The 25,155-nt window shown below is 68.2% G+C and carries 24 protein-coding genes; 7 read left to right on the top strand and 17 right to left on the bottom strand.

The window, feature by feature from the left end:
- Window positions 1–53 precede the first annotated feature (53 nt).
- From AB0P21_RS19025 to AB0P21_RS19040, 4 genes are all read right to left on the bottom strand, one after another.
- Window positions 54–578 carry a DUF1990 domain-containing protein gene (locus AB0P21_RS19025; RefSeq protein ID WP_363698216.1) on the bottom strand — a complete coding sequence of 175 codons (525 nt, stop codon included), beginning with the start codon at window positions 576–578 and terminating at the stop codon, window positions 54–56.
- Window positions 565–1,383 carry a YndJ family protein gene (locus tag AB0P21_RS19030; protein ID WP_363698217.1) on the bottom strand — a complete coding sequence of 273 codons (819 nt, stop codon included), beginning with the start codon at window positions 1,381–1,383 and terminating at the stop codon, window positions 565–567. The genes AB0P21_RS19025 and AB0P21_RS19030 overlap by 14 nt, the downstream gene beginning before the upstream one ends.
- Window positions 1,383–2,396 (bottom strand): LCP family protein, encoded by a 1,014-nt coding sequence (locus tag AB0P21_RS19035; protein ID WP_363698218.1) that lies wholly within the window; start codon window positions 2,394–2,396, stop codon window positions 1,383–1,385. The genes AB0P21_RS19030 and AB0P21_RS19035 overlap by 1 nt, the downstream gene beginning before the upstream one ends.
- A 67-nt stretch (window positions 2,397–2,463) precedes the next feature.
- Complete coding sequence (locus tag AB0P21_RS19040; protein ID WP_363698220.1) at window positions 2,464–3,270, bottom strand: AraC family transcriptional regulator; 807 nt, start codon at window positions 3,268–3,270, stop codon at window positions 2,464–2,466.
- Window positions 3,271–3,362: 92 nt separating this feature from the next.
- Here AB0P21_RS19040 and AB0P21_RS19045 point away from each other — a divergent pair, with 92 nt between their 5' ends.
- Together AB0P21_RS19045 and AB0P21_RS19050 are read left to right on the top strand one after the other, a co-directional pair.
- The gene (locus AB0P21_RS19045) at window positions 3,363–4,172 is read left to right on the top strand and encodes a phytanoyl-CoA dioxygenase family protein (protein WP_363698222.1); all 810 of its coding nucleotides are present in this window, start codon (window positions 3,363–3,365) and stop codon (window positions 4,170–4,172) included.
- A gap of 134 nt (window positions 4,173–4,306) precedes the next feature.
- Window positions 4,307–4,600 carry an HU family DNA-binding protein gene (locus AB0P21_RS19050; RefSeq protein WP_363698224.1) on the top strand — a complete coding sequence of 98 codons (294 nt, stop codon included), beginning with the start codon at window positions 4,307–4,309 and terminating at the stop codon, window positions 4,598–4,600.
- A gap of 7 nt (window positions 4,601–4,607) precedes the next feature.
- Here the strand turns inward: AB0P21_RS19050 and AB0P21_RS19055 are convergent, their stop codons facing one another.
- Window positions 4,608–5,705, bottom strand: a complete 1,098-nt coding sequence (locus AB0P21_RS19055; RefSeq protein ID WP_363698226.1) for a superoxide dismutase — start codon at window positions 5,703–5,705, stop codon at window positions 4,608–4,610.
- A 166-nt stretch (window positions 5,706–5,871) separates the two neighbouring features.
- Between AB0P21_RS19055 and AB0P21_RS19060 the strand changes: the two genes are divergently transcribed.
- Window positions 5,872–7,827, top strand: coding sequence for a M13-type metalloendopeptidase (locus AB0P21_RS19060; RefSeq protein WP_363698228.1), 1,956 nt, complete (start codon window positions 5,872–5,874; stop codon window positions 7,825–7,827).
- A 63-nt stretch (window positions 7,828–7,890) separates the two neighbouring features.
- On the opposite strand, the gene AB0P21_RS19065 is transcribed toward AB0P21_RS19060, so the two are convergent.
- A complete protein-coding gene (locus AB0P21_RS19065) occupies window positions 7,891–9,009 on the bottom strand; it encodes a phosphotransferase (RefSeq protein WP_363698230.1) in 1,119 nt (372 codons plus the stop codon).
- Between the two features lie 231 nt (window positions 9,010–9,240).
- Here AB0P21_RS19065 and AB0P21_RS19070 point away from each other — a divergent pair, with 231 nt between their 5' ends.
- The 3 genes from AB0P21_RS19070 (at window position 9,241) to AB0P21_RS19080 (ending at window position 11,439) form a co-directional block, all read left to right on the top strand.
- The gene (locus tag AB0P21_RS19070) at window positions 9,241–9,594 is read left to right on the top strand and encodes a hypothetical protein (protein ID WP_363698231.1); all 354 of its coding nucleotides are present in this window, start codon (window positions 9,241–9,243) and stop codon (window positions 9,592–9,594) included.
- 117 nt (window positions 9,595–9,711) lie between these two features.
- A complete protein-coding gene (locus AB0P21_RS19075; RefSeq protein ID WP_363698233.1) occupies window positions 9,712–10,119 on the top strand; it encodes a GNAT family N-acetyltransferase in 408 nt (135 codons plus the stop codon).
- A 171-nt stretch (window positions 10,120–10,290) separates the two neighbouring features.
- Window positions 10,291–11,439 (top strand): serine hydrolase domain-containing protein, encoded by a 1,149-nt coding sequence (locus AB0P21_RS19080; RefSeq protein ID WP_363698455.1) that lies wholly within the window; start codon window positions 10,291–10,293, stop codon window positions 11,437–11,439.
- Between the two features lie 72 nt (window positions 11,440–11,511).
- On the opposite strand, the gene AB0P21_RS19085 is transcribed toward AB0P21_RS19080, so the two are convergent.
- Entirely contained in the window at window positions 11,512–11,976 is a 465-nt protein-coding gene (locus AB0P21_RS19085) for a hypothetical protein (protein WP_363698235.1), read from the bottom strand.
- Complete coding sequence (locus AB0P21_RS19090) at window positions 11,973–12,542, bottom strand: winged helix-turn-helix domain-containing protein (RefSeq protein ID WP_363698237.1); 570 nt, start codon at window positions 12,540–12,542, stop codon at window positions 11,973–11,975. The genes AB0P21_RS19085 and AB0P21_RS19090 overlap by 4 nt, the downstream gene beginning before the upstream one ends.
- A 173-nt stretch (window positions 12,543–12,715) precedes the next feature.
- Here AB0P21_RS19090 and AB0P21_RS19095 point away from each other — a divergent pair, with 173 nt between their 5' ends.
- Complete coding sequence (locus tag AB0P21_RS19095) at window positions 12,716–13,024, top strand: hypothetical protein (RefSeq protein ID WP_363698239.1); 309 nt, start codon at window positions 12,716–12,718, stop codon at window positions 13,022–13,024.
- Window positions 13,025–13,089: 65 nt separating this feature from the next.
- Here AB0P21_RS19095 and AB0P21_RS19100 read toward each other — a convergent pair whose 3' ends face one another.
- The 9 genes from AB0P21_RS19100 to AB0P21_RS19140 form a co-directional block, all read right to left on the bottom strand.
- Window positions 13,090–14,052 (bottom strand): hypothetical protein, encoded by a 963-nt coding sequence (locus tag AB0P21_RS19100; protein ID WP_363698241.1) that lies wholly within the window; start codon window positions 14,050–14,052, stop codon window positions 13,090–13,092.
- Between the two features lie 183 nt (window positions 14,053–14,235).
- Window positions 14,236–15,669, bottom strand: coding sequence for an aminopeptidase P family protein (locus AB0P21_RS19105; protein WP_363698243.1), 1,434 nt, complete (start codon window positions 15,667–15,669; stop codon window positions 14,236–14,238).
- A gap of 368 nt (window positions 15,670–16,037) precedes the next feature.
- Window positions 16,038–18,242 (bottom strand): MMPL family transporter, encoded by a 2,205-nt coding sequence (locus AB0P21_RS19110; RefSeq protein ID WP_363698244.1) that lies wholly within the window; start codon window positions 18,240–18,242, stop codon window positions 16,038–16,040.
- Window positions 18,243–18,323: 81 nt separating this feature from the next.
- On the bottom strand, window positions 18,324–19,004 hold the full coding sequence (locus AB0P21_RS19115; RefSeq protein ID WP_363698246.1) for a response regulator transcription factor: 681 nt from the start codon (window positions 19,002–19,004) through the stop codon (window positions 18,324–18,326).
- Window positions 18,907–20,184 carry a sensor histidine kinase gene (locus AB0P21_RS19120; RefSeq protein WP_363698248.1) on the bottom strand — a complete coding sequence of 426 codons (1,278 nt, stop codon included), beginning with the start codon at window positions 20,182–20,184 and terminating at the stop codon, window positions 18,907–18,909. The genes AB0P21_RS19115 and AB0P21_RS19120 overlap by 98 nt, the downstream gene beginning before the upstream one ends.
- Window positions 20,185–20,284: 100 nt before the next feature.
- Window positions 20,285–21,877, bottom strand: a complete 1,593-nt coding sequence (locus AB0P21_RS19125; protein WP_363698250.1) for an alpha/beta hydrolase — start codon at window positions 21,875–21,877, stop codon at window positions 20,285–20,287.
- 101 nt (window positions 21,878–21,978) lie between these two features.
- Window positions 21,979–22,341 carry a hypothetical protein gene (locus tag AB0P21_RS19130; RefSeq protein WP_363698251.1) on the bottom strand — a complete coding sequence of 121 codons (363 nt, stop codon included), beginning with the start codon at window positions 22,339–22,341 and terminating at the stop codon, window positions 21,979–21,981.
- Window positions 22,341–23,768, bottom strand: a complete 1,428-nt coding sequence (locus tag AB0P21_RS19135; protein WP_363698253.1) for an FGGY family carbohydrate kinase — start codon at window positions 23,766–23,768, stop codon at window positions 22,341–22,343. Before AB0P21_RS19135 ends, AB0P21_RS19130 begins: the two co-directional genes overlap by 1 nt.
- Window positions 23,755–25,152, bottom strand: a complete 1,398-nt coding sequence (locus tag AB0P21_RS19140; RefSeq protein ID WP_363698254.1) for a trehalose-6-phosphate synthase — start codon at window positions 25,150–25,152, stop codon at window positions 23,755–23,757. Before AB0P21_RS19140 ends, AB0P21_RS19135 begins: the two co-directional genes overlap by 14 nt.
- Window positions 25,153–25,155: the final 3 nt, after the last annotated feature.

Consider the following 25,155-nt stretch of genomic DNA (forward strand, 5'->3'; position numbering starts at 1 on the left):
GAGGTGAAGTGGTTCGCAGACAGATCCAATTCACGCTGCTTTCCCCAGTCCACTCAGGAGTTGGCCAGGCGCTTCAGGGATTGCGCGTAGCGCTGGGCGACCAGCAGTTGGGCGCGACGGGCGACAGGGCCGCCGAGGCGGGTGTACCAGGTGGCTGCCCGGCTATAGGCGCGGATCGTGTAGTAGATGCCGTCCGGCTCGCGAGTGACCACCAGTGCCTCTTCGCCGGCTTCCGGGTGGCCGTCGAGGCTGCCATAGGCGAAGCCGATCCGGTCTCCCTCGTTGACCAGCCAGACGACCCGGCAGGGGATCGGGAGACCTACCGAGCCGACGCCGAGGCGGCCGAGCGAGTTGGTGCCGATCTTGAGGGGGATGTCCGTCGCCTCGACCGGGATACCGGCGGCGCGGTGGGCCTCCCAGGTCATCAACGCCTCGCCTGCGTGGCGGAAGACCTCGTCCCCACTCCCGAGCCGGACCCGGTGGTCGAGCCGGTGGTAGCCGGGTGGAGTGGTGTCCTGCTCGGTCGAGCCGATCGCGTCGTAGTTGAACCGCAGGTCCCTCAGATCAGCGAGCTTCATCCCACTCCTTCAGCCGACGCCAGGCCAGCAGTCCGCAGAGCGCGAAGCCGAGTGCGTTCGCAACCCCATGTGTAGCAACCATCCAGCGCAGTGGCAGGTACGGCGTCGCTACGACATGCCCCAACGCCCAACTGAGCGCCAGCAACATAGTGACCGTGAGAGTGCCGGCTGAAACAACCAGCAGCACTTTGGTGACCCGCTCGGCGCCTCGCGACCGGCGCCACATGGCCCAGCCGACCAGCCACATCCCGGCCGTCAGTACTGCGGCTCCTAGCAACTCGACCGGGTCGCCGAGGAAGAAGCCGAGCAGCACGATCCCGGTGCCCAGCGGAACGCTGATGGCCGCTGCGGTCGCCGCCCGGTTGCTGCTCGACTCCACCACCAGGCACGCGACCAGAGCCGCCGCGAAACCGGCGAAGTGGAAGTGGGCGACTGTCAGCGACAACACGGTCAGGCTGAAGCCGAACAGCTCGTACGACGAACGCTCGGCGACCAGCGCGAGTGCGGCGATCGCCGGGGTCACCAAGGCGGTGTAGAGCGCGATCTCCTTGGCCCGCAGGCGCTTCCGGCGTACCAGGTCGTTGGCGGCCAGGCCTGCGAGCACCAGCGTGCCGGCCAGGTAGATGGCGGCCAGTGTGATCGACAACGCGCCGCGGCCGAGCCAGAGGGAGATGACCCCTGGCACGGCCGCGATGAGCCACCAGCGGCGTACCGCCGGGCCGCCTGGCACCTTCACCAGGCTGAGCCCGAGCGGCACGATCACCAGCATCCCCAGGCTCACCACCAGGTGAACCAGTGTCAGCATCAGCTGCTCTTGAGCCCGCTGGTGTTGTCTTCCTTCAGGGACTTGAAGAGCGCGGTGGCCTTCTTGGTGTCCCACTTGACGGCCGAACCGTGCGAGGTGCTCAGGTTGCTGTCCGAGATCGGCACGGTCAGCGTGACCCCGTCACCGCCGGCCGAGACCGCCTTCATCCCGCGAGCGAACTTGAGCAGCGTGAACGGGCCCATGTCGCTGTCGATGCTGAGCGCCTCGGCGCCCGCGGTGCTCAGCTTGTAGAACCGGAACGGGTTCACGAAGGTGCCGGGGGCGACGGCCTTCTTGGCGATCGCGCCGATCATCTCGCGCTGCCGCTGGACCCGGCCGAGGTCGCCGGTCGGGTCGAACTTGCGGGCCCGGACGTACCCGAGGGCGTTCACGCCGTCGAGGTCCTGGCAGCCCTTCGGCAGATCGATGTGCGCGTCCTTGTCCTTGATTGCCTTGGGCAAGCACATCTCGATGCCGCCGAGGCTGTCCACGATCGAGGCGAAGCCGCCGAAGCCGATCTCGACGTAGTGGTCGACCCGCAGGCCGGAGACGTTCTCGACGGTCTGGATCAGCAACTGCTGGCCACCGAAGGCGAAGGCCGCGTTGAGCTTGTTCTTGCCGTGGCCGGGGATCGGCACGTAGGAGTCGCGCGGCAGGCTGATCAGCGCCGTCGGGCCGGACTCCGGCACGTGCAGCAGCAGGATCGAGTCGGTCCGCTGGCCGGCCGCCTTGCCGGTGTGCAGCTTGGCGCGCTCGGCGCGGGACAGGCCCTCGCGGCTGTCCGACCCGACCAGCAGGTACGTCGTACCGGGAGTGTCGGCGGGCCGGTCGCCGGTCGGGAAGGCGTCGACCTTGTTGATCTTGCCCCAGGCGAACAGCGGGATGCAGATCAGGCTCAGCACGAACAACAGGACGACGAGTCCGATGATCCGGGCGAACCAGTTGCGCCGCTTCTTGGGCCGCACGGGCGGCCGGTTGACGTAGCGCGGGTCGATGGACTGCGGTTGGCTCATGGAACGACCGTATCGGCACCTGGGCCGTTCGTGCGTCAGTCCGGCGAAGGGTCTTCACCCCACACTTTCAGACCGTGGGCGTGGCCGGCCTCGATCGAAAGGATGATCTTGGCCCGCTGATCGAACCAATCCGCCGGAACGTGCGTGGCGGTTGGCCGACCCGGGCGCTGAACAGGCGGCTGAAGTACGCCGGATCGTCGTAGCCGACCTGGCGGGCGATCGCTGCGATCGGGAGGTCGGTCTCGGCCAGCAACGCCTTCGCCTGGTTGATCCTGGTGGTCAAGATCACCTCCTGTGGGGTCGAGCCCGTTTGGCGGGTTGTCGCTCGTAGGTCGTCGATGGTGACGCCTAGTGCTTCGGCGTACTGGGGGATCGACAGGGGGTGGCAGGCGATGGCTTGGAGTTGGGTGACGAGCTCGTTGCCCGGTTCTTCCTGGTGTGCGGTCGAGATGAGGTCGTAGAGGGCTGCTGTGGCTTGTAGTTGGTTGGTCTGGGCTACTCGGAGCAGCTTGGCGAAGGCGCGCTGGAGCGGGCGGGGGTCGGCGTACCGGCGTACGGGGGTGGTGGGGGTGAGGTGGCCGAGTTGGGTGAGTGGGGCTGTCGCAGTACCGCTGAAGAGGACCCAGGACTGTTGCCAGGCGGTGGATGGGCGGTAGCCGTGCAATACGCCGGGGAAGAGCCAGAGGAGGGCAGGAGCCTGTACTTCGTGGAGTGTGCGGTCGGGGCCGTGCAGTAGTTGGCCCTTGCCCTGGTGGAGGAAGACAGCGGCGTGGCAGCCGAGGGCGCGTTCAGGGGTTGCTCCCGGAGTGTTGCGCTGCTCGCCTGCGCCGAGGCAGAAGAGTCCAAGTTGGCGCTCGGATGGACTGGGAGTCAAGTAAACCGACCATGTCTCCATAGAGACAAGAGTCCAAGAAGTGACTGCTCAAGTCCATTCACCGGGTCTGGCCGGGCGGTTGCAATGGTCTTGTGCTGACTTCGAATGGGTATGTGTTGTCGCCTGAGCGACTTGGGATGCTGGCTGAGGTACCGCGTCGGGAGCGTGGTGATCGGGAGGTGTTGCGTGCCCGGCTGGCGCGGGACGGGTATCTGTTCCTGCGTGGGCTGCTCGATCCGGCGGAGGTGCTGGCGTTTCGGCGCTACTACTTCGAGCGGACCGGGGTGGCCGACGCTGCCGGCGTACCGCGGGAGGTGGATCCTGCTGTGCTCCGGAAGGTGCTGTTCGGCGAGGTGGTGCCAGGGGCGGAGTACAGGGCGTTCTGTGCGCAGTCGGCGCTGCGGGGTTGGTACGAGTGGTTCCTGGGTGGGGAGACGTTCCTGCATCGCCGCAAAATCATCCGGCATATTGCGCCGGGCCAGGCGGGCATCGGTACGGCTACGCAGGCGCACTACGACCTCGTGTACCTGCGAGAGGGCACTGATCAGGTGCTGTCGGCCTGGATCCCACTTGGCGACTGCCCGGTCTCCCTGGGCGGCCTCACCTACCTAGCGAACAGCCACCACCGAGTGCTGCGGGAGGAGGCGGCTGGCACGCTCGAGCGGCCGGCTGCCTCGATCACTGCCGACCTGCCCGCTCTCGCCGACGAGTACGACGCCAGTTGGCTGGTTGCTGACTACGCGGCCGGTGATGTGGTCATCCACACGGCGCACACGGTTCATGCCGCACTGGACAACGTCGCGTCGACGATGCGGCTGTCGACCGACATTCGCTACCAGTTGGCGGCGACTCCGATCGATCCCCGCTGGCAGGCCGACTGGCACGACCGCGACGGCTTGTGAGCGGCGGGACGGTGCGGGTTTTCCCCAGAATCTGAGACTCTTCTCGCTAACGACATTCATTTCGGTTAAGGTTTTCGAGGATCGACCGGGCGGTGGATGGGGTGCCGCCCGGCGGCGCGAATCTGAGGAGAACCGTGAACCGCAACGAGCTGGTCGCCGGAGTGGCGACGAAGGCGGGCATTCCGCGCAACCAGGCCGAGCGGGTGCTGGACGCCCTGGGCGACGTCGTCACCGAGGCGGTGCACAAGGGCGACAAGGTCTCGCTGACCGGCCTGCTGAGCATCGAGCGGGTACTGCGCGCGCCGCGCACCGGGCGCAACCCGCAGACCGGCGAGCCGCTCTCGATCCCGGCCGGCTACTCCGTCCGGTTGTCGTGCGGAAGCCGCCTCAAGGCCGCGGCCCGAGGCAACCTCCGCACCATCTCCTGACCATCCGTCAGCGCTTGACCGCGGTCACCCAGTACTCCGTCGCAGGAGTCGGCGGAGTGCTGAAGCGGGCGTTCGGCAGGTAGATCCGCGAGCCGTAGAAGGCCGCCGTGGTCGGGACGTCGAAGTCGGTGCTGGTGATCTCGCGTACCAGCCGGCCTCGGCTGCCGGAGTTGTCGAGGTCGAGGACGGCGATCTTGTTCAGCCGGTTCTGCACGACGTACAGGGTGTCCTTGCTGAGCAGCAGTCCGTCGCCGTTCGTCATCACCGCGGCGCCGAGATCGATCTTCCGGGTCACGCCGGTGCGCGGATCGACGCGGAACAGGAAGCCGGTCGCCGACTGGACGATGATCAGGTTGCGGCCGTCCGGGGTGAGCTCGATGCCGTTGGCGTTGTTGTTCGCCGGGTCGTGCACGTAGTCGCCGCTGAGCTTGATCGTCTGCACGGCGGCCTGCGAGGGCAGCTTGCCGTTGCGGCCCAGCGGGACCTTGTAGAGAACCGGCTGGCGCGAGTCGGTGAACCAGGCGGCGTCCTTGCTGAGGATGACGTCGTTGACGAACGTCGGCGTCGCGGTGGTGAACGTGTAGCTGGCGAGCACCTTGCCGGAGCGGGTGTCGATCACCCGGCCGTTGCCGCCCGCTGCGCCGGCTACGAACAGCCGGCCGCGCTTGTCGGTCTTCATGCCGAGTGACGCGGTGCCCGGGCCTTGGCTGATCACCTTGCCGGCGCCGGTGCGCAGGCTGGCGGCGTAGATGTCGCCGTCGACGCGGGAGCCGAAGTACGCCGTACCGGAGCGGTCGATGGCGATGCCCTCGGGCTGGAAGCCTGCGGGGAGCTCGAAGCGGGTTGGGAAGCGGACTGCTTTGGCGGCCTTTGCTGCTGTTGCCGCGGCGGCTGCGGCGTTGGCTGGGTTGGTGCCGAAGCGGATGGGATCGCACATGTCGTCTTCGACGGCGTGCTTGACGACGTGTGGTCCGGTGGCCGGAGTGGTGCCGGCGGTGGATGCTCCCGGGAAGGCAGAGGCGGTGAGGCTGCCGAGGAGCAGTGCGGGGAGGCCGATCGTGCTGGCGAGAATGCGGCCCAGATGTCTCGGCTGTGGACGTGACATGGCGAAGTGTCCTCCCTAGCTGATTGTGCTTTCAACAATAGGTGAACGGCTGCCGGGGCAGAACGGTTCAGCCCCTGTGGATATCTCCGCGGCCGTTGGGCGCGAACGGGTAATGTCACTGTGAGTGGCATCAGAAGCCATCCGGCACAGGGAGTGTGGGGCAGGCATGACAGCAGGAATCGACAGCTCGGATCTGTCCACGACGGTCAGGCCGCAGGACGACCTGTACCGCTATGCGAACGGGCCGTGGCTGGACCGCACCGAGATCCCCGCGGACAAGGCGATCTACGGCGCCTTCCACGCGCTGCTGGACGACTCCGAGCGCGACGTCCGGACGATCGTCGAGCAGACCGCGGCGACCGAGCATCCGGCTGGCAGCGAGGCACGCAAGATCGGCGACCTGTTCAACAGCTTCATGGACACCGAGCGGATCGAGCAGCTCGGCGCCACCCCGATCGCCGACCAGCTCGAGCTGGTCGCCGCGATCAAGGACGTCGACGGCCTGATCGCCGTGCTCGGGCAGCTGGAGCTGCAAGGCGTGCCCGGTGTCTTCTACTACGGCGCCGACATCGACGCGAAGAAGTCCGACGAGTACATCATCTACACCAGCCAGGGCGGCATCACGCTGCCGGACGAGTCCTACTACCGCGAGGACTCCTTCGCCGACGTGCGGACGGCGTACGTCGCGCACCTGGCCCGGATGCTCGAGCTGGCCGGTCTACCCGACTCCAGCGCGGCCGCAGACCGGATCATGGCGCTCGAGACCCGGCTGGCCGAGGGCCACTGGGACCGGGTGCGCAACCGCGACGTCACCGCGACGTACACCAAGGTCGACCGGGCCGGCCTCGAAGCCCTGACCCCTGATTTCGACTGGGCCGTCTGGCTGACCAATGCCGGCGTGCCCGAGTCGGCGTTCGAGCAACTCGTCGTCCGGCAGCCGTCGTACCTGACCGCGGCTGCCGCCGCGCTGCAGGAGATCGACCTCGAGCACTGGAAGGAATGGCTGAGCTGGCGCGTCGTGCACAGCGCGGCACCGCTGCTGAGCAAGGCCTTCGTCGACGAGAACTTCGCCTTCTACGGCAAGACGCTGACCGGTGCGCCCGAGCTGCGCGAGCGCTGGAAGCGCGGGCTCGGCGTGGTCGACTCCGCCCTGGGTGAAGCGGTCGGCCAGCTGTACGTCGCCGAGCACTTCCCGCCGGCCGCGAAGGCCCGGATGGTCGAGCTGGTCGGCCACCTGGTCGAGGCCTACCGGCAGCGGATCGAGGCGCTCGACTGGATGAGCCCGGAGACCCGCCGGCGCGCGCTCGACAAGCTCGCCACCTTCACCCCGAAGATCGGCTACCCGGACAAGTGGAAGGACTACAGCGGTCTGGAGATCGCTGCCGACGATCTGGTCGGCAACGTCCGCCGCTCGGTCGCCGTCGAGACCGCGCGCGACCTGGCCAAGCTCGGCCAGCCGATCGACAAGACCGAGTGGCTGATGACGCCGCAGACGGTCAACGCGTACTACAACCCCCGGATGAACGAGATCGTCTTCCCGGCCGCGATCCTGCACCCGCCGTTCTTCGACCTCGACGCCGACGACGCGGTCAACTACGGCTCGATCGGCGCCGTGATCGGCCACGAGATCGGCCACGGCTTCGACGACCAGGGCTCGAAGTACGACGGCGCCGGCAACCTCAGCGAGTGGTGGACCGACGAGGACCGCACCGCCTTCGAGGAACGCACCGCCAAACTCGTCGCGCAGTACGACGTACTGGAGCCGACCGATGCTCCCGGCCACACCGTCAACGGCAGCTTGACCCTCGGCGAGAACATCGGCGACCTCGGCGGCCTCTCGATCGCCTACGTCGCCTACACGCTCTCTCTGGGCGACGCCGACTTCCCGACCGTCGACGGCCTCACCGGCCCCCAACGCTTCTTCCTCGCCTGGGCCCTCGGCTGGTCCAGCAAAGCCCGCGAGGCCGAGGCCATCCGTCGCCTCGCCATCGACCCGCACTCCCCGCCCGAGTTCCGCTGCAACGCGGTCGTCCGCAACATCGACGCCTTCCACGAAGCGTTCGAGATCGCGGACGCCGACGGCATGTGGTTGGCCCCGGAGGACCGCGTCCGGATCTGGTAGTTCCCGTACGACGGGTTGGGGGCGAGACGGTTGTCCCGTCTCGCCCCTCCTGCGCCTAGTGACTCAGCCTCGCAACGACTTGGTCGCCCGGGCTGCTAGCCGTTGAGCGTGCTCGGGGTTCGCGACCCAGCCGATCCATCCTGCGTCCTTCGCCGGCGTGGACCCCTTGCGCGCGGCCTCGCGGAAGTCGAGGCATGCCAGCCACAGCGGTCGCATGGCCAGTACGTCAGGCAGCCGCTCGAGTTCGTCGTCGGTGAGTTGGACGTGTTCGCGATACCCGCGCGCGGCAGCGTCGAGGTTCTCCTCGTCGCCCTCACCCGCGGTCGTCAACAGCCAGGCAAGAGCAGGCAGGCGTGGTCCCCGTCCGGAGCCTGCCCAGCCGACGATGGAGAGGTCGCCTGGTCTGCCGACCGCCGCCCACCCGTGGTAGTTCCCATGAGTGAACGCCTCGGGCAGCCCCTCCGCGTTGTCGGCCTGCTCGACCTGGTCGCGAAGCCACTCGAACGTCTCGCGCCCCTCCGGCGGGACAGCGTCCTCGACGCTCACCAGGAAGCTCATCGCCGCCGCGAGATCCTGCTTCGGCCGCCCCACGAAGAAGGCGCCGTCGTGCTCCTCCGCTCCGCCGTCCCGCGCGACCGCACCACCGGCGACCGGCAGTGTGTGGAGGCGGCCGAGCAGGCTCGCCAGTTCGTGAAGCACCGCCGGCGACTGGGCCGGGCGTCCACCTTCGAGGTACTCCGTCACGATCACGCCGCGCCCCTCGAACACCGACACCGGCTCGTCATGTGCGAGCTTCTCGGCGGGGAAGTCGTGTGCGGCCAGGAAGCGCAGGATTTCCGCATCCCCCTCGACCCGGCCGACCGTATCCGCCGCCGACGAGAACACCCGAGCGATCCAGGGCGAGCCAACTTCTCGCTTGACCACCAGCGTCCAGGGGTAGTGGCCGATCCAGGACCCAGCCGGTCGCGTCTCGGGGTCGTCGTCGATGGGCGCGATCGACGTGATGCCGACGCCGTACCGCGCCTCGAGATGCGCCCTCAGCTCCGCGAACTCGACCGGCCGAGTCTGCGCGAACGGCGACCGACGGCCCTCCTCGAGAGCTGCGCGAGCCTCGGTGTACCGCAACCCGGTCGCTTGGGCGCGTTCCCGTACCGCGCGCTTGAAACTGCCTTCTTTGGTCATGACAAGCCTCCTCGACGTGCCCGTTCCCCCAGCGAAGCGGCACTCGAACCAGGCCTGGACAGCAGCAGCCTTGAGGGCAGAATCCCCTTCACCTTCACGAGTTCCCGGCTGGGGCAGGTCCTCACGAGGCTGGGCGTCGGCTACGCCGTACCCCGATCCTGCCGGTGCCTGGCATCCATGTCAACGGCAATGGAAATGCGCCGACGCCCGCTGATTGCCGATACTTTGCGCATGACGTTCTCCAGCGACCAGTGGCCCCACGACCCCAGGCTGGACCCGTTCCGCGACGCCGTGTGGGAGCTGAGCCGAGACAATCAGGTGGTCGCCCACCTCACCACCCAGGTCATCCGCATGCGCTCCTTCCCCATCTTCTGGCTGAAGCGCGAGTCGCTCTGGTACCAAGTCAACTGGCTCGACGGCGAGCAGGACCGACCAGAGGAAGACTACGGCCCGAACTGGTACACGGTCGCCGAACTGGAGCAGGGCAAATTCACCCCGGACGACGATGACGATGTCCTGGACGCCCGCCCGGTCCCAGAGCCGCAGCACCAAGGGCTCTGGGCGCAGTACGGCCCACCGGCCTAGTCGGTGCACCCACCTCAGGTAGTCCGCATTCGAGACGCAGCGCCAGGCGACGGCGATGCGCTTGCGGAACTGCACGCCCGGTCGAGGGCCGCGTACTACGGCGCCGGCGGCCACGAGGTGGCAGCGGTTCCTGACGAGAAGTACCGGAAGACCTGGCGCAAGATGGTGGCAGATCCGCGCCTCGCCGTCCTGGTAGCTGTCTTGGGCGATGACATCGTCGGTGTGATCTCGCTGGATGCCAACGGAGCGTTTCCGACCAATGCACCTGATGAGACGCGCATCCGGCTCGTCGGAATCTTCGTCGAGCCAGGCCGGTGGTCGAGCGGCGTCGGCGGTGCCCTGATGAGGCGCTTCGTTTCCATCGCACGCCAAGCCGATGCTGTTGGCGAGGTCGATGTCTGGGAGCGGAACTCGCGGGCTATTAGGTTCTACGAGCGACACGGCTGGACCCGGGACGGAACCTCGCGTCCGGGGCCGGCTGGGGCGGACTACGTCGGCTTCGTGCACCTGGCTCAGGGGACTTAGGGGTGCGCGGGCCTCTGCACCAACCAGCAGGAACGCTCAGTACTGCTGAGCAAGGCCGCCGCGCTGAGTTGACCGCTGGTTGGCTCAGTGTGACCGCCGAGTTGCGCCTCGACCACGGTCACGCTGCATGTCATCGATCTGTCAGTTCCGGCGGCTACGGTGTCGAGGGTGATGACCTCTGAGCAGTTGGCCGACCTCCTCGAGTCAGTGACCCAGGAGATCAAGTCCGGCGACGTACCGGGAGCCGTGCTGGCTGTCAGCAGTGGCTCGGACCAATGGCTGACTGCTGTCGGATCGGAAGCTCCGGGCGGCGCCGAGCTCCGGACCGACGCCGTCTTCCGGATCAGCTCGATGACCAAACCGCTCACCGCGGCCCTGACCCTCAAGCTCGCCGAGGAAGGCGTTCTCGCCCTCAGCGATCCGGTGGACCGCTGGATCCCCGAACTGGCCGACCGCCGGGTACTCCGTACGCTCGACGGCCCCTTGGACGACACTGTGCCGGCCGAGCAGTCGGCGACCGTCGAAGACCTGCTGCTGATGCGACTGGGATTCGGCTTCGCTTTCGAGGTGGAGAAGTGCCCGGTCGCCGAGCGCGCCATCGGCGACGGCCTGGGGATGGGCCCACCGCTGCCATCGGCGATCCAGCATTCCCCGGACGAGTGGATCCGCCGCTTCGCGGAGCTCCCGTTGATGGAACAGCCCGGAAAACACTGGCGCTACGAGCTGGCGTACGCAGTACTGGGTGTCCTGCTGGCGCGAGCCACCAGTACGCCGTTGCCGCAGCTCCTGAGCGCCCGGGTGCTGAAGCCGTTGGGGATGAACGACACCGGGTTCACCGTTCCGGAGCAGGCGCGCGACCGCCTGATCCCGAGCTACGTCGGAACCGAGGACGGGATCGCCCTCTTCGACCCCGTCGACGGCAGCGACTGGCTCAACCCGCCCGTCTTCCCACACGCCGGCGGCGGCCTGGTCTCAACCGCCACCGATTACCTGAGATTCGCCCGCTCCCTGCTCGACGACGGCGGCCTGATCAACGCCGCCTCCCGAGCCGCGATGACCAGAGACCACCTCACCGCCGAGCAGCGCAACGGCCCATCCGCCGGCATCTTCCTGGACGGCGAAGGCTGGGGCTACGGCGTACAGGTCCGGGACCAGCCTGGTCTCCCAGCCCGCTACGGCTGGGGCGGCGGCCTCGGCACGACGTGGTACTCGTACCCCGAACACGGCGTCAGCGCAGTACTCATGACCCAGCACCTACCGCCCTCCCTCCCAGTGCTCACAGCCTTCACCAACTCCCTCGACACCGCACTGGGCGGCTGACCCGTCTTTCGGCGGTAGCCCAGGCGGGTACGAAAGGTGCGGGCTGCGGTGGATTGCCAACAGATCAGAGCATCAGCTTGAGGCCTGGAGTATCTGTTCAATCGCAGGCTCAAGTGCTTTGAGCAGTTCGTCGCCGATCGAGAGGGCATCCTCGACGTCGGCAGTGCTGACTGTTTCGGCGCGGTACTCGGCGCCGTGCCGGACGTACCGGAGTTGGGCCGCGTCAGTAACGATTTGACGGCCTCCGAAGTTGGAGGCGATCGCTGCGGCGGCGTCGAAGGTGGTGACGTGAGCCGATTGGCCTTTCGGGCGGAGCCCGGTGGCCATCACGAGCGCCAAGCAGGTCTTGCGGCAAGCGTCGTAAGCGAGCTGGAAGGCGCCTTCGGGATCATTGGCGTCAGCCCCGGCCGCCGCGGTTCGCAGGTGGTTGCCGGCCTGCCGCAGGAGATTGGCCACGACTGTCTGATCAACGGGCACCCGCTCGACCTCGCCCGCACTGATCAGGCCGGCGATCGTCGCCTGTGCTGCTGCGTTCACTGCTTTGCTCCGGTGTTGTCAAGGACGGTCAGATGAGGACTGCTGTGGACGGTCTGGAGGAAGCCGGTGGGTTGCTCGGCCCAGTCCTCTGCCGTGACGATGATGAGCTGGACCGGGACGCCGAGCTGTTCTTCGAGTTGCGCGTTCGCCCGGCGAAGCGCCCTCGGCGACGGAGAGCCGACCACGATCACGTCAACATCGTTCGGAGGCGGCCCGGCCTCTCCCTGGAAGCGCCGCGCCCAGGAGCCGATGATGATGGCACGTTCGATGCCAGGAACCTCAGCCAACACCTGCGGCACCGCAACACCGGGGCCATAGGCCCGACCCAGGATCTGCACCAGAGGCTCGAAGTACGGGCTCGAAGTGTTGGCAGCGACCAGCCGGGTGTTCCCGGCCCGGCGCTCACGCAACAGCCCGCCCTCCACCAGTCGGTTGACCTCGCGAAGCGTGTTGGGCTGCGCAACACCGGCGACCGGTGCAAGTGTCGAGATGGGTTGCTCGCGGTCCGGCACGAGAAGCAGCCAGGCGAGAATCCTCGCCTGGGCCTCCGAGCGGAAGATCGGCATCAAGGCCGACGGAGCAGTAGCCACATTCCGTATAGTACTATATCGAGATCGTATAGTGCGATCGTGAAGGCATGCTCACCGATGACCGAATCTCGGTCAGGGCTCCGCGGGCGGTTGCTCCGGGCAATCGAGGGTACGGTGCCCAGGATTTCGCCCAACGAGCTGGAGGATTCATGCGCCCGATCGCCCTTGGTGCCCTGTCCGTGTTGGTCACGGCTGCCGCCGTAGCCCTGCCTGTCGCGACCGCCCAGGCCACTACTACTGCGCCAAGCTGCGAGGTCTGGCGCTCGACCGGCGCTGCCTTGACCGGGTTTGGGCGGTGTGTGTCAGCCGACGGCTACCCGCGCTTCCAGATCAAGGTCCGCTGCTCGAACGGCACCCTGATCTACTCGCCGACCGTGCCCCTCGGCCAAACCACCTGGGCGACCTGCACCTCAGCCCAGGGCATCGTCAGCTCCATCACGCCCGTCGGCAAGAACTGATCGACAAGAGCCCAGGTCGAGTGACCTGGGCTTTGTCGGTAGTGCTCAGTGCGGTGGGCGGGGAGTCACTCGCCGATGAGGTTGGTGTTGGTGATGTAGCGGAAGTGGACGGTGCCGTTCTGTGGCAACGCGACGCTGCCGATGGTGTTGACGATGGTCTGCGCGCCCTTGGCCTTGCTGACGGCGTACACGGTGGCGGTGTGGGTTGTGTTGTTGAAGCCGGTGAGTAGCGTGCCGCCGTTGTTGCCGCAGCGTTCGGCGACCAGTTGCTGGTAGGCGCCGAAGCCGGTGGTGCGGATTACCTTGAGGGTGCCCTTCAGTTGGGGCGTCTTGGGGAGGTGGATCGTGTAGATGCCGCCGGTCTTGGTGACTCCCAGGAGGGTGTCGTACGTCGGGGTCTCGGCGATCGTGGTGATCGATCGGAACGACTTGTAGCCGGGTGCGCTGCCGGCGGACGAGATCGGGCCGGTGGTGTCGTCGATGCTGTAGCGGTAGAGCGAGCCGTTGGTGTTCAGGCCGTAGAGGTACGAGCGTTCGGCGTAGTTGCTGGCGTTGACGTAGCGCGAGCTGGCGATCGAGGTGAAGCTGCCCCAGCCGGTGCCGAGGCGCTTCGAGCTGACCACCGGGTTCGTTGTTGTCGGAGTCTTGTACGACTCGACGACGGTGTACAGGCTGTTGCCCGTCAGGAGCAGTCCGGCGTAGTACTTGGTGGTGCCGAGGCCCGCCCAGGCGAACCAGGTGGAGCTGGCGCGGACGGCGAACATCTTGTAAGACCCGGCCGACTCGGTGGTCACCGGCTTGGTCGCGATGATCTTGTAGCCACCGTTGTCGCCGGTGGCGGTCACGGCGCCGACGACGACCGCGCAGGCTCCCGCTGCAGCGGCCTGCGCTCTGGCGGTCGGCTCCGAACTGTTCGCGGCCGGCGGCTGCGGCTTGCCTTGCACGTTCGCGGTGGCCTGGTTGGCCGCCACGGTCCCCGCGACCAGGCTCAGCCCGGCCACTGCAAGAGCAAAACGTCGAATTCTCATCAGCAGGTTTCTCCCTCAGTACCCAATGCCCCCGTGGGCTTCTCGCACCCTAGCGACCGGCTCAGGGAGTAGGGACCAGAAAGTGGTTGCAACAAGCTGCAATCACCGCTGCTCAACGGGTGAAAGGAATTCGCCTTCCATCTCCAAGAGATGGAAGGCGAATTCCAGATAGTGCGGGAGAGATCAGCTGGCCATCCAAGCTTCGACGGCGTCGATCTCGCGGGGCATGGCAGCCGAGAGGTTCTCGAAGCCGTCGGCGGTGATGAGGATGTCGTCCTCGATCCGGATGCCGATGCCGCGGAGGTCTTCGGGGACGGTCAGGTCTTCGGCCTGGAAGTAGAGGCCGGGTTCGACGGTCATCACGTAGCCGGCTTCGAGGGTTCCCTTGTTGTACTTCTCGTTGCGGGCGGCGGCGCAGTCGTGGACGTCGATGCCGAGCATGTGGCTGACGCCGTGCAGGGTGTAGCGCTGGTAGATGCCGCTGTTCGGGTCGAGGGCCTCGTCGGCGCTGACCGGGAGCAGTTCCATCGCCTCCAGGCCGCGGACGATGACCTCGATCGAGGCCTCGTGGCCGGCCCGGAATCCGACGCCGGGCTTGAGGGCGTTGATGCCGGCGTTCTGGGCGTCCAGCACCAGCTGGTACAGCTCGCGCTGGCGCGGGGTGAACTGGCCGTTGATCGGCAGCGTGCGGGTGATGTCGGCGGTGTAAAGGTTGCGGTTCTCCACGCCCATGTCGAGCAGCATCAGGTTGCCGTTGTCGACGGTGCCGTCGTTCTCGATCCAGTGCAGGGTGGTGGCGTGCGGGCCGGCCGCGGCGATCGAGGTGTAGCCGACGTCGTTGCCCTCGGCGCGGGCGCGGCGCCAGAAGGTGCCCTCGATCCAGCGCTCGCCGTACTTGCGGACGCTGTCCATGTCGGCCAGTACGTCGGAGAAGCCGCGGTGCGTGATCGCGCACGCCTCCCGCAGTTGCTCGATCTCGAACGCGTCCTTGACCAGGCGCAGTTCCGACAGGGCGTAGGCGAGCTCGCCGTCGCGGTCGGCGTCGGTCTTCGTGCCGGTCAGCAGGGAGGCGATCGAGCTATCCTCGCCGCGGCGGACGCGGGTCGGTACATCGCTCTTCAGCACGTCGGCCAGTGCGTCGACGTGCCGGGTCTCGAGCCCGAACTCCTTGGCGGTCTCGGTCAGCGACGGACGACGGCCGGCCCACAGCTCGCCGTACATCCGGTCGCGCCAGAACTCCTCGCCCTCGCTGCGGTCCGAGCGGGGCCGGAAGTAGAGCACCGAGTCGTGGCCGCTGGTCCCGTTCGGCTCCAGCACCAGGACGGCGTCCGAGGTCTGGTCGCCGACCAGCCAGACGTAGTCGGTGTGCGGGCGGAACGCGTAGTCGGTGTCGTTCGAGCGGACCTTGAAGGTGCCGGCCGGGATTACCAGCCGCTCACCGGGGAACGCCTGCGACAGGGCGTCGCGCCGTTTCGCCGCCCAGGTGCCCACGTCACTGAGGGTGACGTCGTCTCGCTCGATCGAGCCCCAGCCGGAGTTCATGAACTCGCGCAGCTTCTCGCCCGTGGGGCTGTCGTGGGAAGCGGTCTTGGGGGCCTTGTCGGTGCTGTCGCTCATCGTCGAGCCATCCTCATCTCAGCGCGCGGTGTGCAGTGGTCGCCACGGAGCGTGCCGGTGTCCGGCAGCCCCTCGGCGGGGTCCGAGCCGATGCGGGTGATGGCATCGGACCCGTCCCCGAAGACTACGCTCGGCGCGCAGATCTTCGCCTCCTCGGTGCCGGAGATTCCGGGCAGACCAGTCGCCGCCGTCACACACCGCGACCTGCCCCGCCCACCGGATGGCCGCCCGGGGATGAACCCGGGGTAGCCATCCAGCGGCGGGGCAGGCTCGGCCGGATCAGCCGGAGACTGGCTCCAGCTCAGCCGGAGACGAGCTCCGGATGAGCGGGAGACGAGCCCTGGCTCAGCGGGGAGGCAAGCTCCAGCTCAGCGGGAGACGAGCTCCGGCTCAGGAACATCAGCCGGTACTACGGGCTCGAACGTCCGGCGCAGCTTCTCGCCTTCGACGTCCACGTCGGGGAGCAGCCGGTCCAGCCAGCGTGGCAGCCACCAGGCCGAGCGGCCGAGCAGCGCCATCACCGCGGGCACGATCGTCATCCGGACCACGAAGGCGTCGATCGCCACCGCGATCGCCAGCCCGAAGCCGATCTCCCGGACCAGCGTCTCGCTGGACAGGATGAACCCCGAGAACACCGCGACCATGATCACCGCGGCAGCGGTCACCACCCGGGCACTGTGGCTGAACCCGTCGACCACAGCCTTGGTCGGCGCCGCGCCGTGCACGTGCTCCTCCCGCATCCGGGTGACCAGGAAGACCTGGTAGTCCATCGCGAGCCCGAACACGATCCCGACCAGGAACACCGGCAGCATGCTGATGATCGGTCCGGTCTGGCCCTCGATCCCGAGCGGACCGGCCAGCCAGCCCCACTGGAACACCGCGACGACCGCGCCGAAGGTCGCCCCGACCGTCAGCAGGAACCCCAGCGTCGCCTTCAGCGGCACCAGGATCGACCGGAAGACCAGCATCAGCAGGATGAACGCCAACCCGACGATCAGCGAGAGGTAGGGCAGCAGCGCCCCGCTCAACTTGTCGGAGATGTCGATGTTGAAGGCGGTCGAGCCGGTCACCGACACCTTCGCGCCGCCTACCTGCGGCGCGTCCCGGATCGCCTCGACCAGCGCCTTCGTCTCGTCGGTCGACGGACCGCTCGACGGGACCACCGTCAGGATCGCGGTGTCACCCTGCGGGTTGAAGGCCGGCGGCGTCACCACGGCGACATCCGGCAGCTTCCGTACCACGTCCGCAGTACCGGCCGCCGCGGCTTTGGGGTCGGCCGAGCCGGCCGTGTCGACCACGAGCATCAGCGGCCCGTTGAAGCCGGGACCGAAGCCCTCGGACAACAGTTCGTACGCCTTGCGCTGGCTCGAGTCAGGCGCGGAGGTGCTGTCGTCGGGGAGCCCGAGCTTGAGATCGGTCGCAGGAATCGCGAGTGCTCCGAGTCCGACCACGGCGACCAGCAGCACGGCCACCGGGCGGCGAGTGACGAAGCCGGCCCAGCGACGGCCCGCGGAAGGCTTGCCGTTCACAGCTTCCGGGTCGCCGCCGCGCAGACCGGGGATCTTGCCGCCGAGCACCCGACGACCGGCCATCCCGAGCAGCGCGGGTAGCAGGGTCAGCGCGATGGCCACCGCGATCACGACGGTGAACGCAGCCGCGAGACCCATCTGGGTCAGGAACGGGATGTCCACCACGAACAGGCCGCCCAGAGCGATCACGACGGTCAGTCCGGCGAAGACCACGGCCGATCCCGCAGTACCGACCGCGCGGCCGACGGCCTCTTCGGGTTCCAGACCGGTCCCCAGTTCGTGCCGGTACCGCGACATGATGAACAGCGCGTAGTCGATCGACACCGCGAGCCCGATCATCACCGCGAGGATCGGCGTCCCCGAGCCGATGTCGATGAAGCCGGTCGCCGCCGTGATCACACCGGCGCCGATCCCGACCCCGATCAGGGCCGAGAGCAACGGCAGGCCGGCCGCGATCAGCGAGCCGAAGGTGATCAGCAGGACCACAGCCGCGACGCCGACCCCGATCACCTCGGTCGCGCTCTGCTCCTGCTGGACCTGCATCGCGTCGCCGCCGTACTCGACGGTGAGACCGGCCTCCCTGGCCGGCTTCACCGCTTCGGCCACCGCCTCCTGGTCCTCCGGAGTCACCTCCTGCGCGGTGACCTTGTACGAGACCTGCGCGTAGCCGATCCGGCCGTCGGCCGAGATCGCCTTGGCGGTAAAGGGATCTACCACCCTGGCCACCTGCGGGCCGGTGCTGATCCGCTCGATCGTGCTCTTCACCAGCGCGGTGTTGGCCGGGTCGGCTAGCTTGCCACCCTCCGGCGCCTGGAAGACGATCCTCGCGGTGGCGCCGTCGGCACCTGCCTGCGGGAACCGCTCGTCGAGCAGATCCAGCGCCCGCTGCGATTCGGTGCCGGGGATGGAGAAGCCGTTGGAAGCCGGCCCGGACAGGGTGGCCGCGCCGGTGATGCCGGCGACCAGCAGACCGAGCCAGATGAAGACCATCAGGCGGCGGCGCCGGAACGCGAACCTGCCGAGGCGATAGAGGTAGGTAGCCATGGTGACGATCGTTGCCGTCGGACCCCGTAGTCCGCGTCCACCGGCTGCGGGTTTCCCGCCGTACTGCGCCCGCCGTACGCCCTACTGCAGCGGCTGTACTCCGGCCTTGACCAGGCCGGTCCGGTAGGCGATCACCACGAGCTGCGCCCGGTCCCGGGCGTCGAGTTTCATCATCGCCCGGTTCACGTGCGTCTTGGCGGTCAACGGCGAGAGCACCAGCCGGTCGGCGATCTCGTCGTTGGACAGCCCCAGCGCCACCAGCCCGACGATCTCGCGCTCCCGGTCGGTCAGCACGTCCAGCTCGGCCGGAGCGGTCTGCGAGCCGACCTCGGGCTGGGTCAGGAACCGATCCATCAACCCTCGCAGGGCCTTCGGGGACAGCAGCGCGTCGCCGCGGGCGACGGTGTGGATCGCGTTGATCAGCTCCTCAGGCTCGGCGCCCTTGCCGAGGAAGCCGCTCGCGCCGGACCGGATCGCCTCGAAGACGTACTCGTCGATCTCGAAGGTGGTCAGGATCAGCACCTTCACCCCGGCCAGCGACTCGTCGTCGGTGATCAGCCGGGTCGCGGCCAGCCCGTCCAGCCCGGGCATCCGGATGTCCATCAGGATCACGTCCGCGCGCTCGCTGCGGGCCAGCTCGATCGCCTCCTGGCCGTTGGCCGCCTCAGCAACGACCTCCAGGCCGGGAGCTGAGTTCACCAGCACCCGGAACCCGCTCCGGATCAGCTTCTGATCGTCGGCCAGCAGTACCCGGATCGTCACCAGTAGCTCCAGTTTCCAGAGGAAGCACGGCGCGGACTTGGAAGCCGCCGTGCGGTTGTGGCCCGGCCGTCAGGTCGCCGCCGACCGCGGCGACCCGCTCCCGCATGCCCAGCAGACCATGCCCGGAGGGGAGCGGAACACCCCGGTACGGCGTACCGGGGTGGCCGCCGTCGTCGGTGACCTCGATCGTGAGCGAGCCGCGCTTCTCCTCGAAGCGGACCCGCACGGCAGCGCCCGGGGCGTGCTTGATCACGTTGGTGAGCGACTCCTGCAGGATGCGGTAGGTGGTCAGTTCGAGCACGTCCGGGAGGTCGGTGGGGACCGGCGGCTGCCAGTCGATGGTGATCCCGGCGGCAGTGGACGACTCGATCAGGGCGCTCAGCTCCTGCAGCGAGGGGGTGGGAGCGGTCGGCAGCGAGTCGACGCCCGAGCGGCGCAGTACGCCGAGCAGCACGGTCAGCTCGGACAGCACGGTCCGGCCGCCCTCGCGGACTAGGCGAAGGGCCTGCTCGGCCTCGTCGGGCTGATCGCGCAGCAGGTGAGACGCGACGCCGGCCTGCACGTTCATCAGGGCGATGTGGTGGGCGATCACGTCGTGCAGCTCGTGCGCGATCCGCAGTCGCTCCTCGGTCACCCGCCGCTGCGCCTCTTCCTCACGGTCGTGCTCGGCCCGCCGGACCCTTTCCTCCAGCTCGGCCAGGTAGGCCCGGCGATAGCGGACCGCTTCGCCGGCAGCCGAGGCGAACAGCACGAGTACGGCGATCGAAAGGTTCGAGAGCAGCTTCTCGTCGGTGAACAAGGTGGTAGCGGCGATCATCGCCACGGCGACGATCGCGCCCGCGATGGTCCGGGTCTTGCGGTCCAGCTGGACGGCGACGGTGTAGAGCGCGAGCGTCAGCGCCAGCGCGATCGGGCTCTTCACCTGCTCGGTGATCGCGTAGGCGATCGCGGCCACCGTCGTACAGGCGAGCACGGTGAGCGGGGCGCGGCGGCGGACGATCAGCACGCCGGAGGCCAGCACGATGATGACCGTGGCGGTGAGCGTGAGCTCGATCTGGTCCTGGCCGTGCTTCGCGCCCGGCTGCACCAGGTTGACGATCATGATCGCCACCGCGATCGCGACGTCGCACAGCAACGGATGCCGTCGGCATTTGGCGAACCATCGCGCGGCCAGGCCCATGGCTCGACCCTACGTGGTCGTAGCAGCCGAGGGCGTCATCCACAAGCTGTATCCCGCGTCTACTGCAAGCGCAGTAGACGCGGGATACAGGCGGGGGCAGCTACTCGACAGGTGTCGCGCGGTTCAGCTCGAAGCCCTTGGCCGCAGCAGTTGCCGCCGGGGTGGGCACCGGCAGCGGGTGCCCGGCCACCGTGGTGTCAGCGCTGGGCAGCTCACCGGTCAGCAGGTACTTCGTGCCGATCGCGTTCGCGGCCGGGTTGACCGCTGCCCGGGAGTTGGCGAAGACGCAGTGCTTGCCCGAGTTCTTCTCGGTGACCAGCACCGAGGTGGGTAGCGCCTGGTGCATCTTCAAGGCCCCCGAGTACGGCGTCGACGGGTCGCCGATCGTGTTGTAGAGCAGTACGCCGGGCAGGCCGGCCCCGGTGATCTTCACCCGGCCCGGGCTGTCGAAGCCCCAGCTCTGGCAGGCGCTGCCGCTGGCCCAGATGTTGTACCAGGCGAACTGCGAGGTCTTCGCCAGCTTCGCCGCGTCCTTCTCGTACGTCGCGCGGTTACGCGACCACTTCGAGTCGGCGCAGATCACCGCGTTGAAGATCGCGTTGTCCTCCTCGGCGTCCGCGCTCGTACTGGGCGTCGCGAAGTCGACCAGATCGGCGTCGTCACCGCCGACGGCGTACGCGCTGAGTGCCTGGGTGAACGGGATCCAGCCCGACTCGGAGAACATCACCCCGGCCGCGGTGCCGAGCAGCTCGTTGCCGCCGACGACCCCGTGCGGCGTGGTCCGGAACTCGGTCAGGGTCCTGGTCCAGGCCGCCCGCACGGTCGCGACGTCCTTGCCCAGGTGGAAGACGTTGTCGTACTTCGCCACCCACGGCAGGTAGTACTCGTCGAAGCGCTTCTGCAGCCCGGCCGACTGGGTCAGTCCGGCCTGGTACCACATGTCCTTCGGGGTCGGGTCGACGTTGCCGTCCAGGATCATCCGGCCGACCCGCTGCGGGTACAGCTTGCCGTAGACCGCGCCGAGGTAGGTGCCGTAGGAGAAGCCGACGTAGTTGAGTTTCTGGTCGCCCAGTGCCGCGCGGATGGTGTCCATGTCGCGGGCGACGTTCACCGTGCCGAGGTGAGGCAGCACCTCCTTGTTGTTCGCCGTACAGCCCTGGGCGTAGCTGCTCCAGAGGCTCCACAGCTCGCCTCGGTTGGCCTTGACGTCGGGGTCCGGCTGCGGCGGACCGAAGTGGTCGGGGGCTGCGCAGCTGATCGGCGAGCTGTGCCAGACACCGCGCGGGTCGAACCCGATCACGTCGTAGGCGTCCAGGACACCGGCCTCGAGCCGGGTGAAGCCGGTGGCGTCCGGTTTGGTCAGCGTCCCGGCCTGCACCGCTCCGCCGCCACCAGGGCCGCCGGGATTGACCAGCAGCGAGCCGAGTCGCTTGGCCGGGTTCCTGGCCGCGTGCTTGGTGACCAGCACCGAGACGGTGGCGCCACGCGGCCGCGAATAGTCCAGCGGGACGGTCAGGGTGGCGCAGGTGAGGGCCGGGAACGGGCCCGCGATGTCCTCCGGGCAGGCGCCGAAGACCAGTGAGCGAGGATGCTTGCCATCAGCAACGGCCGGGGCCGCGGTGGCGGCGGCCGGGACGGCAGGAGCGATCAGGGCAAGGGTCGCGGTGGCGACCAGGGCCAGACGAAGACGCATCGGCGAGCTACCTCCAGGCGAGAGGACGGGTGTTTCGGCAACGTACCTCGCCCGTCGGGCCAGCCGGAGGAAGTGCTGTTTGCAGGAAAGTGCAATCAGCGTCAGAGGAATTCGCGCAGGGCCTCGACCGGGTCGGGGGCATCGAGGAGTTGCACGCCGCGGGGGAGCAGCATGAGCTGTCCGGAGGACTGCCGGGAGGCGACTCTGGCCCGTTCGAAGATCAGCTTGATCTCGTCGGTCACGGCGTCGAAGGCGTAGGTGGCCTCTTCGGTCCAGCTGGGTTTGCCGAACTCCAGCACCAGCCATCTGCGGACCCTGCCGGAGCCGACGGTGTGGCCGAGCTTCACGCCGGTGAAGGTCGCCACGAAGGCGTGGGCGGCCAGGGTGACGACGTCTGCCGTGAGGAGCTTCTCCACAGCCGCCTCCGGATTCACCTGATCCTGCTTGTGCTGATCGGAGCTCATCAGGCGCTCGGCTCTGCGGAGGCTTGGACCGCCAGCCCGCGCAGGGCTTCGTAGCGGGGCCGCAGCTTGGCCACGCGGTCGGCATCGGCAGTGACCGGCTGCTGGGTTTCGCCGCCCGGCGACGGTGACAGGCCGAGGGCGACTGCCGCGGCACCGCGAGCGCCGACCTCCGGCTCGGAGCAGGTGGTGGTCGGGCGGTCGAAGGTCGCGGTGAGGCAGCGGCGCCACCAGGCGCTCGCGTCGATTCCACCGCCACCCAGAACGACTTCGAGAGGACGGCCGAAGAGTTCGTCGAGCATGCGGAGACCGCGGTCGATCTCCAGGGAGGCGCCTTGCAGGGAGGCGGCGAGCAGATCGGCGGCGGTGTCGTCGAACGACAGACCGAAGTACACGCCGGAGCCACCGGGCACGGTGTCAGGTGGCCGGGTGCCGGCCTGGAACGGGATCGCGATCACCTGCGAGGAACCGATCTCCACGCCGGTGGGCTCAGGCCCCTCCAGATTCAGTACGCCGGTCAGCCACGCATGCAGGTTTCCGGCGGCAGAGAACGCCATCCCGGTCACGGCTCGCTGATCGTCGACGCGGTAGCGCCACAGCTCCCACGGCAACTCGGGGGCGTGCTCGATCGGGTGAACAACGCGAACGGCGGCCGACGTACCGACTGTCACGGCAGCGGTGGTCTGGTCGTAGCCGCCCGTACCGACGTTGGAAGCAGCGCCGTCACCTGTCGGCGGATGGATCGGTACGCCGACCAGGCTCGGCCAGCGACGCGCGTACTCCGCGGAGAGCGTGCCGGTCCAGCCGGTCGGGACGATCGGCGGGAGTTGCTTGTCCGAAACGCCTGCCACCGCGAGGGCTTCGTCGTCGTACCCGCCGGTGGCGAGGTCGAGCGTACCGGTGCCGGAGGCAACAGAAACGGAGGTGACCCGTTCTCCGGTCAGGCGCTCCAGGACCAGATCGGGCAGACCGGCGTAGTTGGACGGTGACGCGACGGACTGCAGCCAGGGGATCCGGCGAGTCCAGTAGAGGCGGTGCAGCCAGGCGCCGGTGCGGGCGTGGAAGGCGCGCTCGTCGAAGGCCGGGTCGAGGTCGAGGGCGACCGATCGCGTGTCCACCCAGGGGATCACCGGGGTGATCGCCTCACCTTTGTTGTCGAGGGCAACGATTGAGTGCCACTGCGAGGAGAGCACGATCGCGGTGATGCCGGTCAGGTGGCCGTTCTGCTCCAGCTCGTCCAGGCAGCCGAGCAGGCCTTCGACGTAGCCGTGCAGATCGAGCGTCGCCGCGCCGCCGGCGCCGTAGATCGCGGAGATCTTGTGCCGGGCGAGCGCACCGGGGATCGGCGCGGCCTCCTCGGAGAGGACGAGTGCGCGAGCGGACGACGTACCGAGGTCCAGGGCCAGAATGCGACCGTCAGTCCTCGGCATGGAGCGCCTTCAGGAAGGACGCCGCCCAGACGTTCACATCGTGGGCGGCCAGGTGCTTGCGCATCGCCTTCATCCGGCGGCCGAGCTGACGGTCGTCGGTGTTCATCGCGTCGACGATGGTGTCCTTCATGCCGTTGATGTCGTGCGGGTTCACCAGGAAGGCCTGCCGGAACTCGTCGGCCGCGCCGGCGAACTCGCTCAGCACCAGCGCGCCGGTGTCGTCGTAGCGGCAGGCGACGTACTCCTTGGCGACCAGGTTCATGCCGTCCCGCAGCGGGGTCACGACCGCGACGTCGGCGGCCCGGAAGAGCGCGGCCATCTCGGTCCGCGAGTACGACGTGTGCAGGTAGTTGATCGCCGGAGTGCCGATCCGCCCGTGGGTGCCGTTGATCCGGCCGACCAGCAGCTCGATCTCGTCGCGCAGTACGCGGTACTGCTCGACCCGCTCGCGGGACGGGGTCGCGACCTGGATGAAGACCGCGTCGTCGACCGAGACCCGTCCCTCGTCCAGCAGCTCGCCGAAGGCGCGCAGCCGCTGCCGGATGCCCTTGGTGTAGTCGAGCCGGTCGACGCCGAGCAGGATGTGCGCGGGGTTGCCGACCTCCTGGCGCATCTCGGCGGCGCGCGCGACGGTCTCCGGCTGGCGGGCCAGCTCCTCCAGCTCGCCGACGTCGATCGAGATCGGGAACGCCTTGGCCCGGACGACCCGGTCGTCGGGCAGGTGGATCCGGTCGCCGCGGGTGCGCAGCCCCATCCGGTTGCGGGCCAGCCGGGCGAAGTTCGACGCCGCGCCCGGACGCTGGAAGCCGACCAGGTCGGCGCCCATCAGCCCGTCCAGGATCTGCCGGCGCCAGGGCATCTGCGCGAACAGCTCGGTCGGCGGGAAGGGGATGTGCAGGAAGAAGCCGATCCGTACGTCGGGACGCAACCGGCGCAGCATTGCCGGGACCAGCTGCAGCTGGTAGTCGTGCACCCAGACCACCGCGTTGTCGTCGGCGGCCTCTGCGGCGGCCTCGGCGAAGCGGCGGTTCACGGCGACGTACGACTCCCACCACTCACGGTGGAACTCCGGCGCCACGATCACGTCGTGGTAGAGCGGCCAGAGCGTCGCGTTGGAGAAGCCCTCGTAGTACAGCTCGATGTCCTCGGCCGACAGTGTCACCGGGACCAAGTGCATACCGCCCTCGTCGAACGGGTCCACCTTCTCGTCGGCGCCACCGGTCCAGCCGATCCAGGCGCCCTGGTGGCGTTGCATCACCGGCGCCAGGGCGGTCACCAGACCACCGGGGCTGCGGCGCCAGGCCGTTGTGCCGTCGGGCATCTCGATCCGGTCGACAGGCAGCCGGTTGGCCACCACTACGAAGGAACTGCGTCCGCTCGGCATCAG

Origin of the sequence: Kribbella sp. NPDC056861 (assembly GCF_040687575.1) — a bacterium.
Taxonomy (GTDB): Bacteria; Actinomycetota; Actinomycetes; order Propionibacteriales; family Kribbellaceae; genus Kribbella.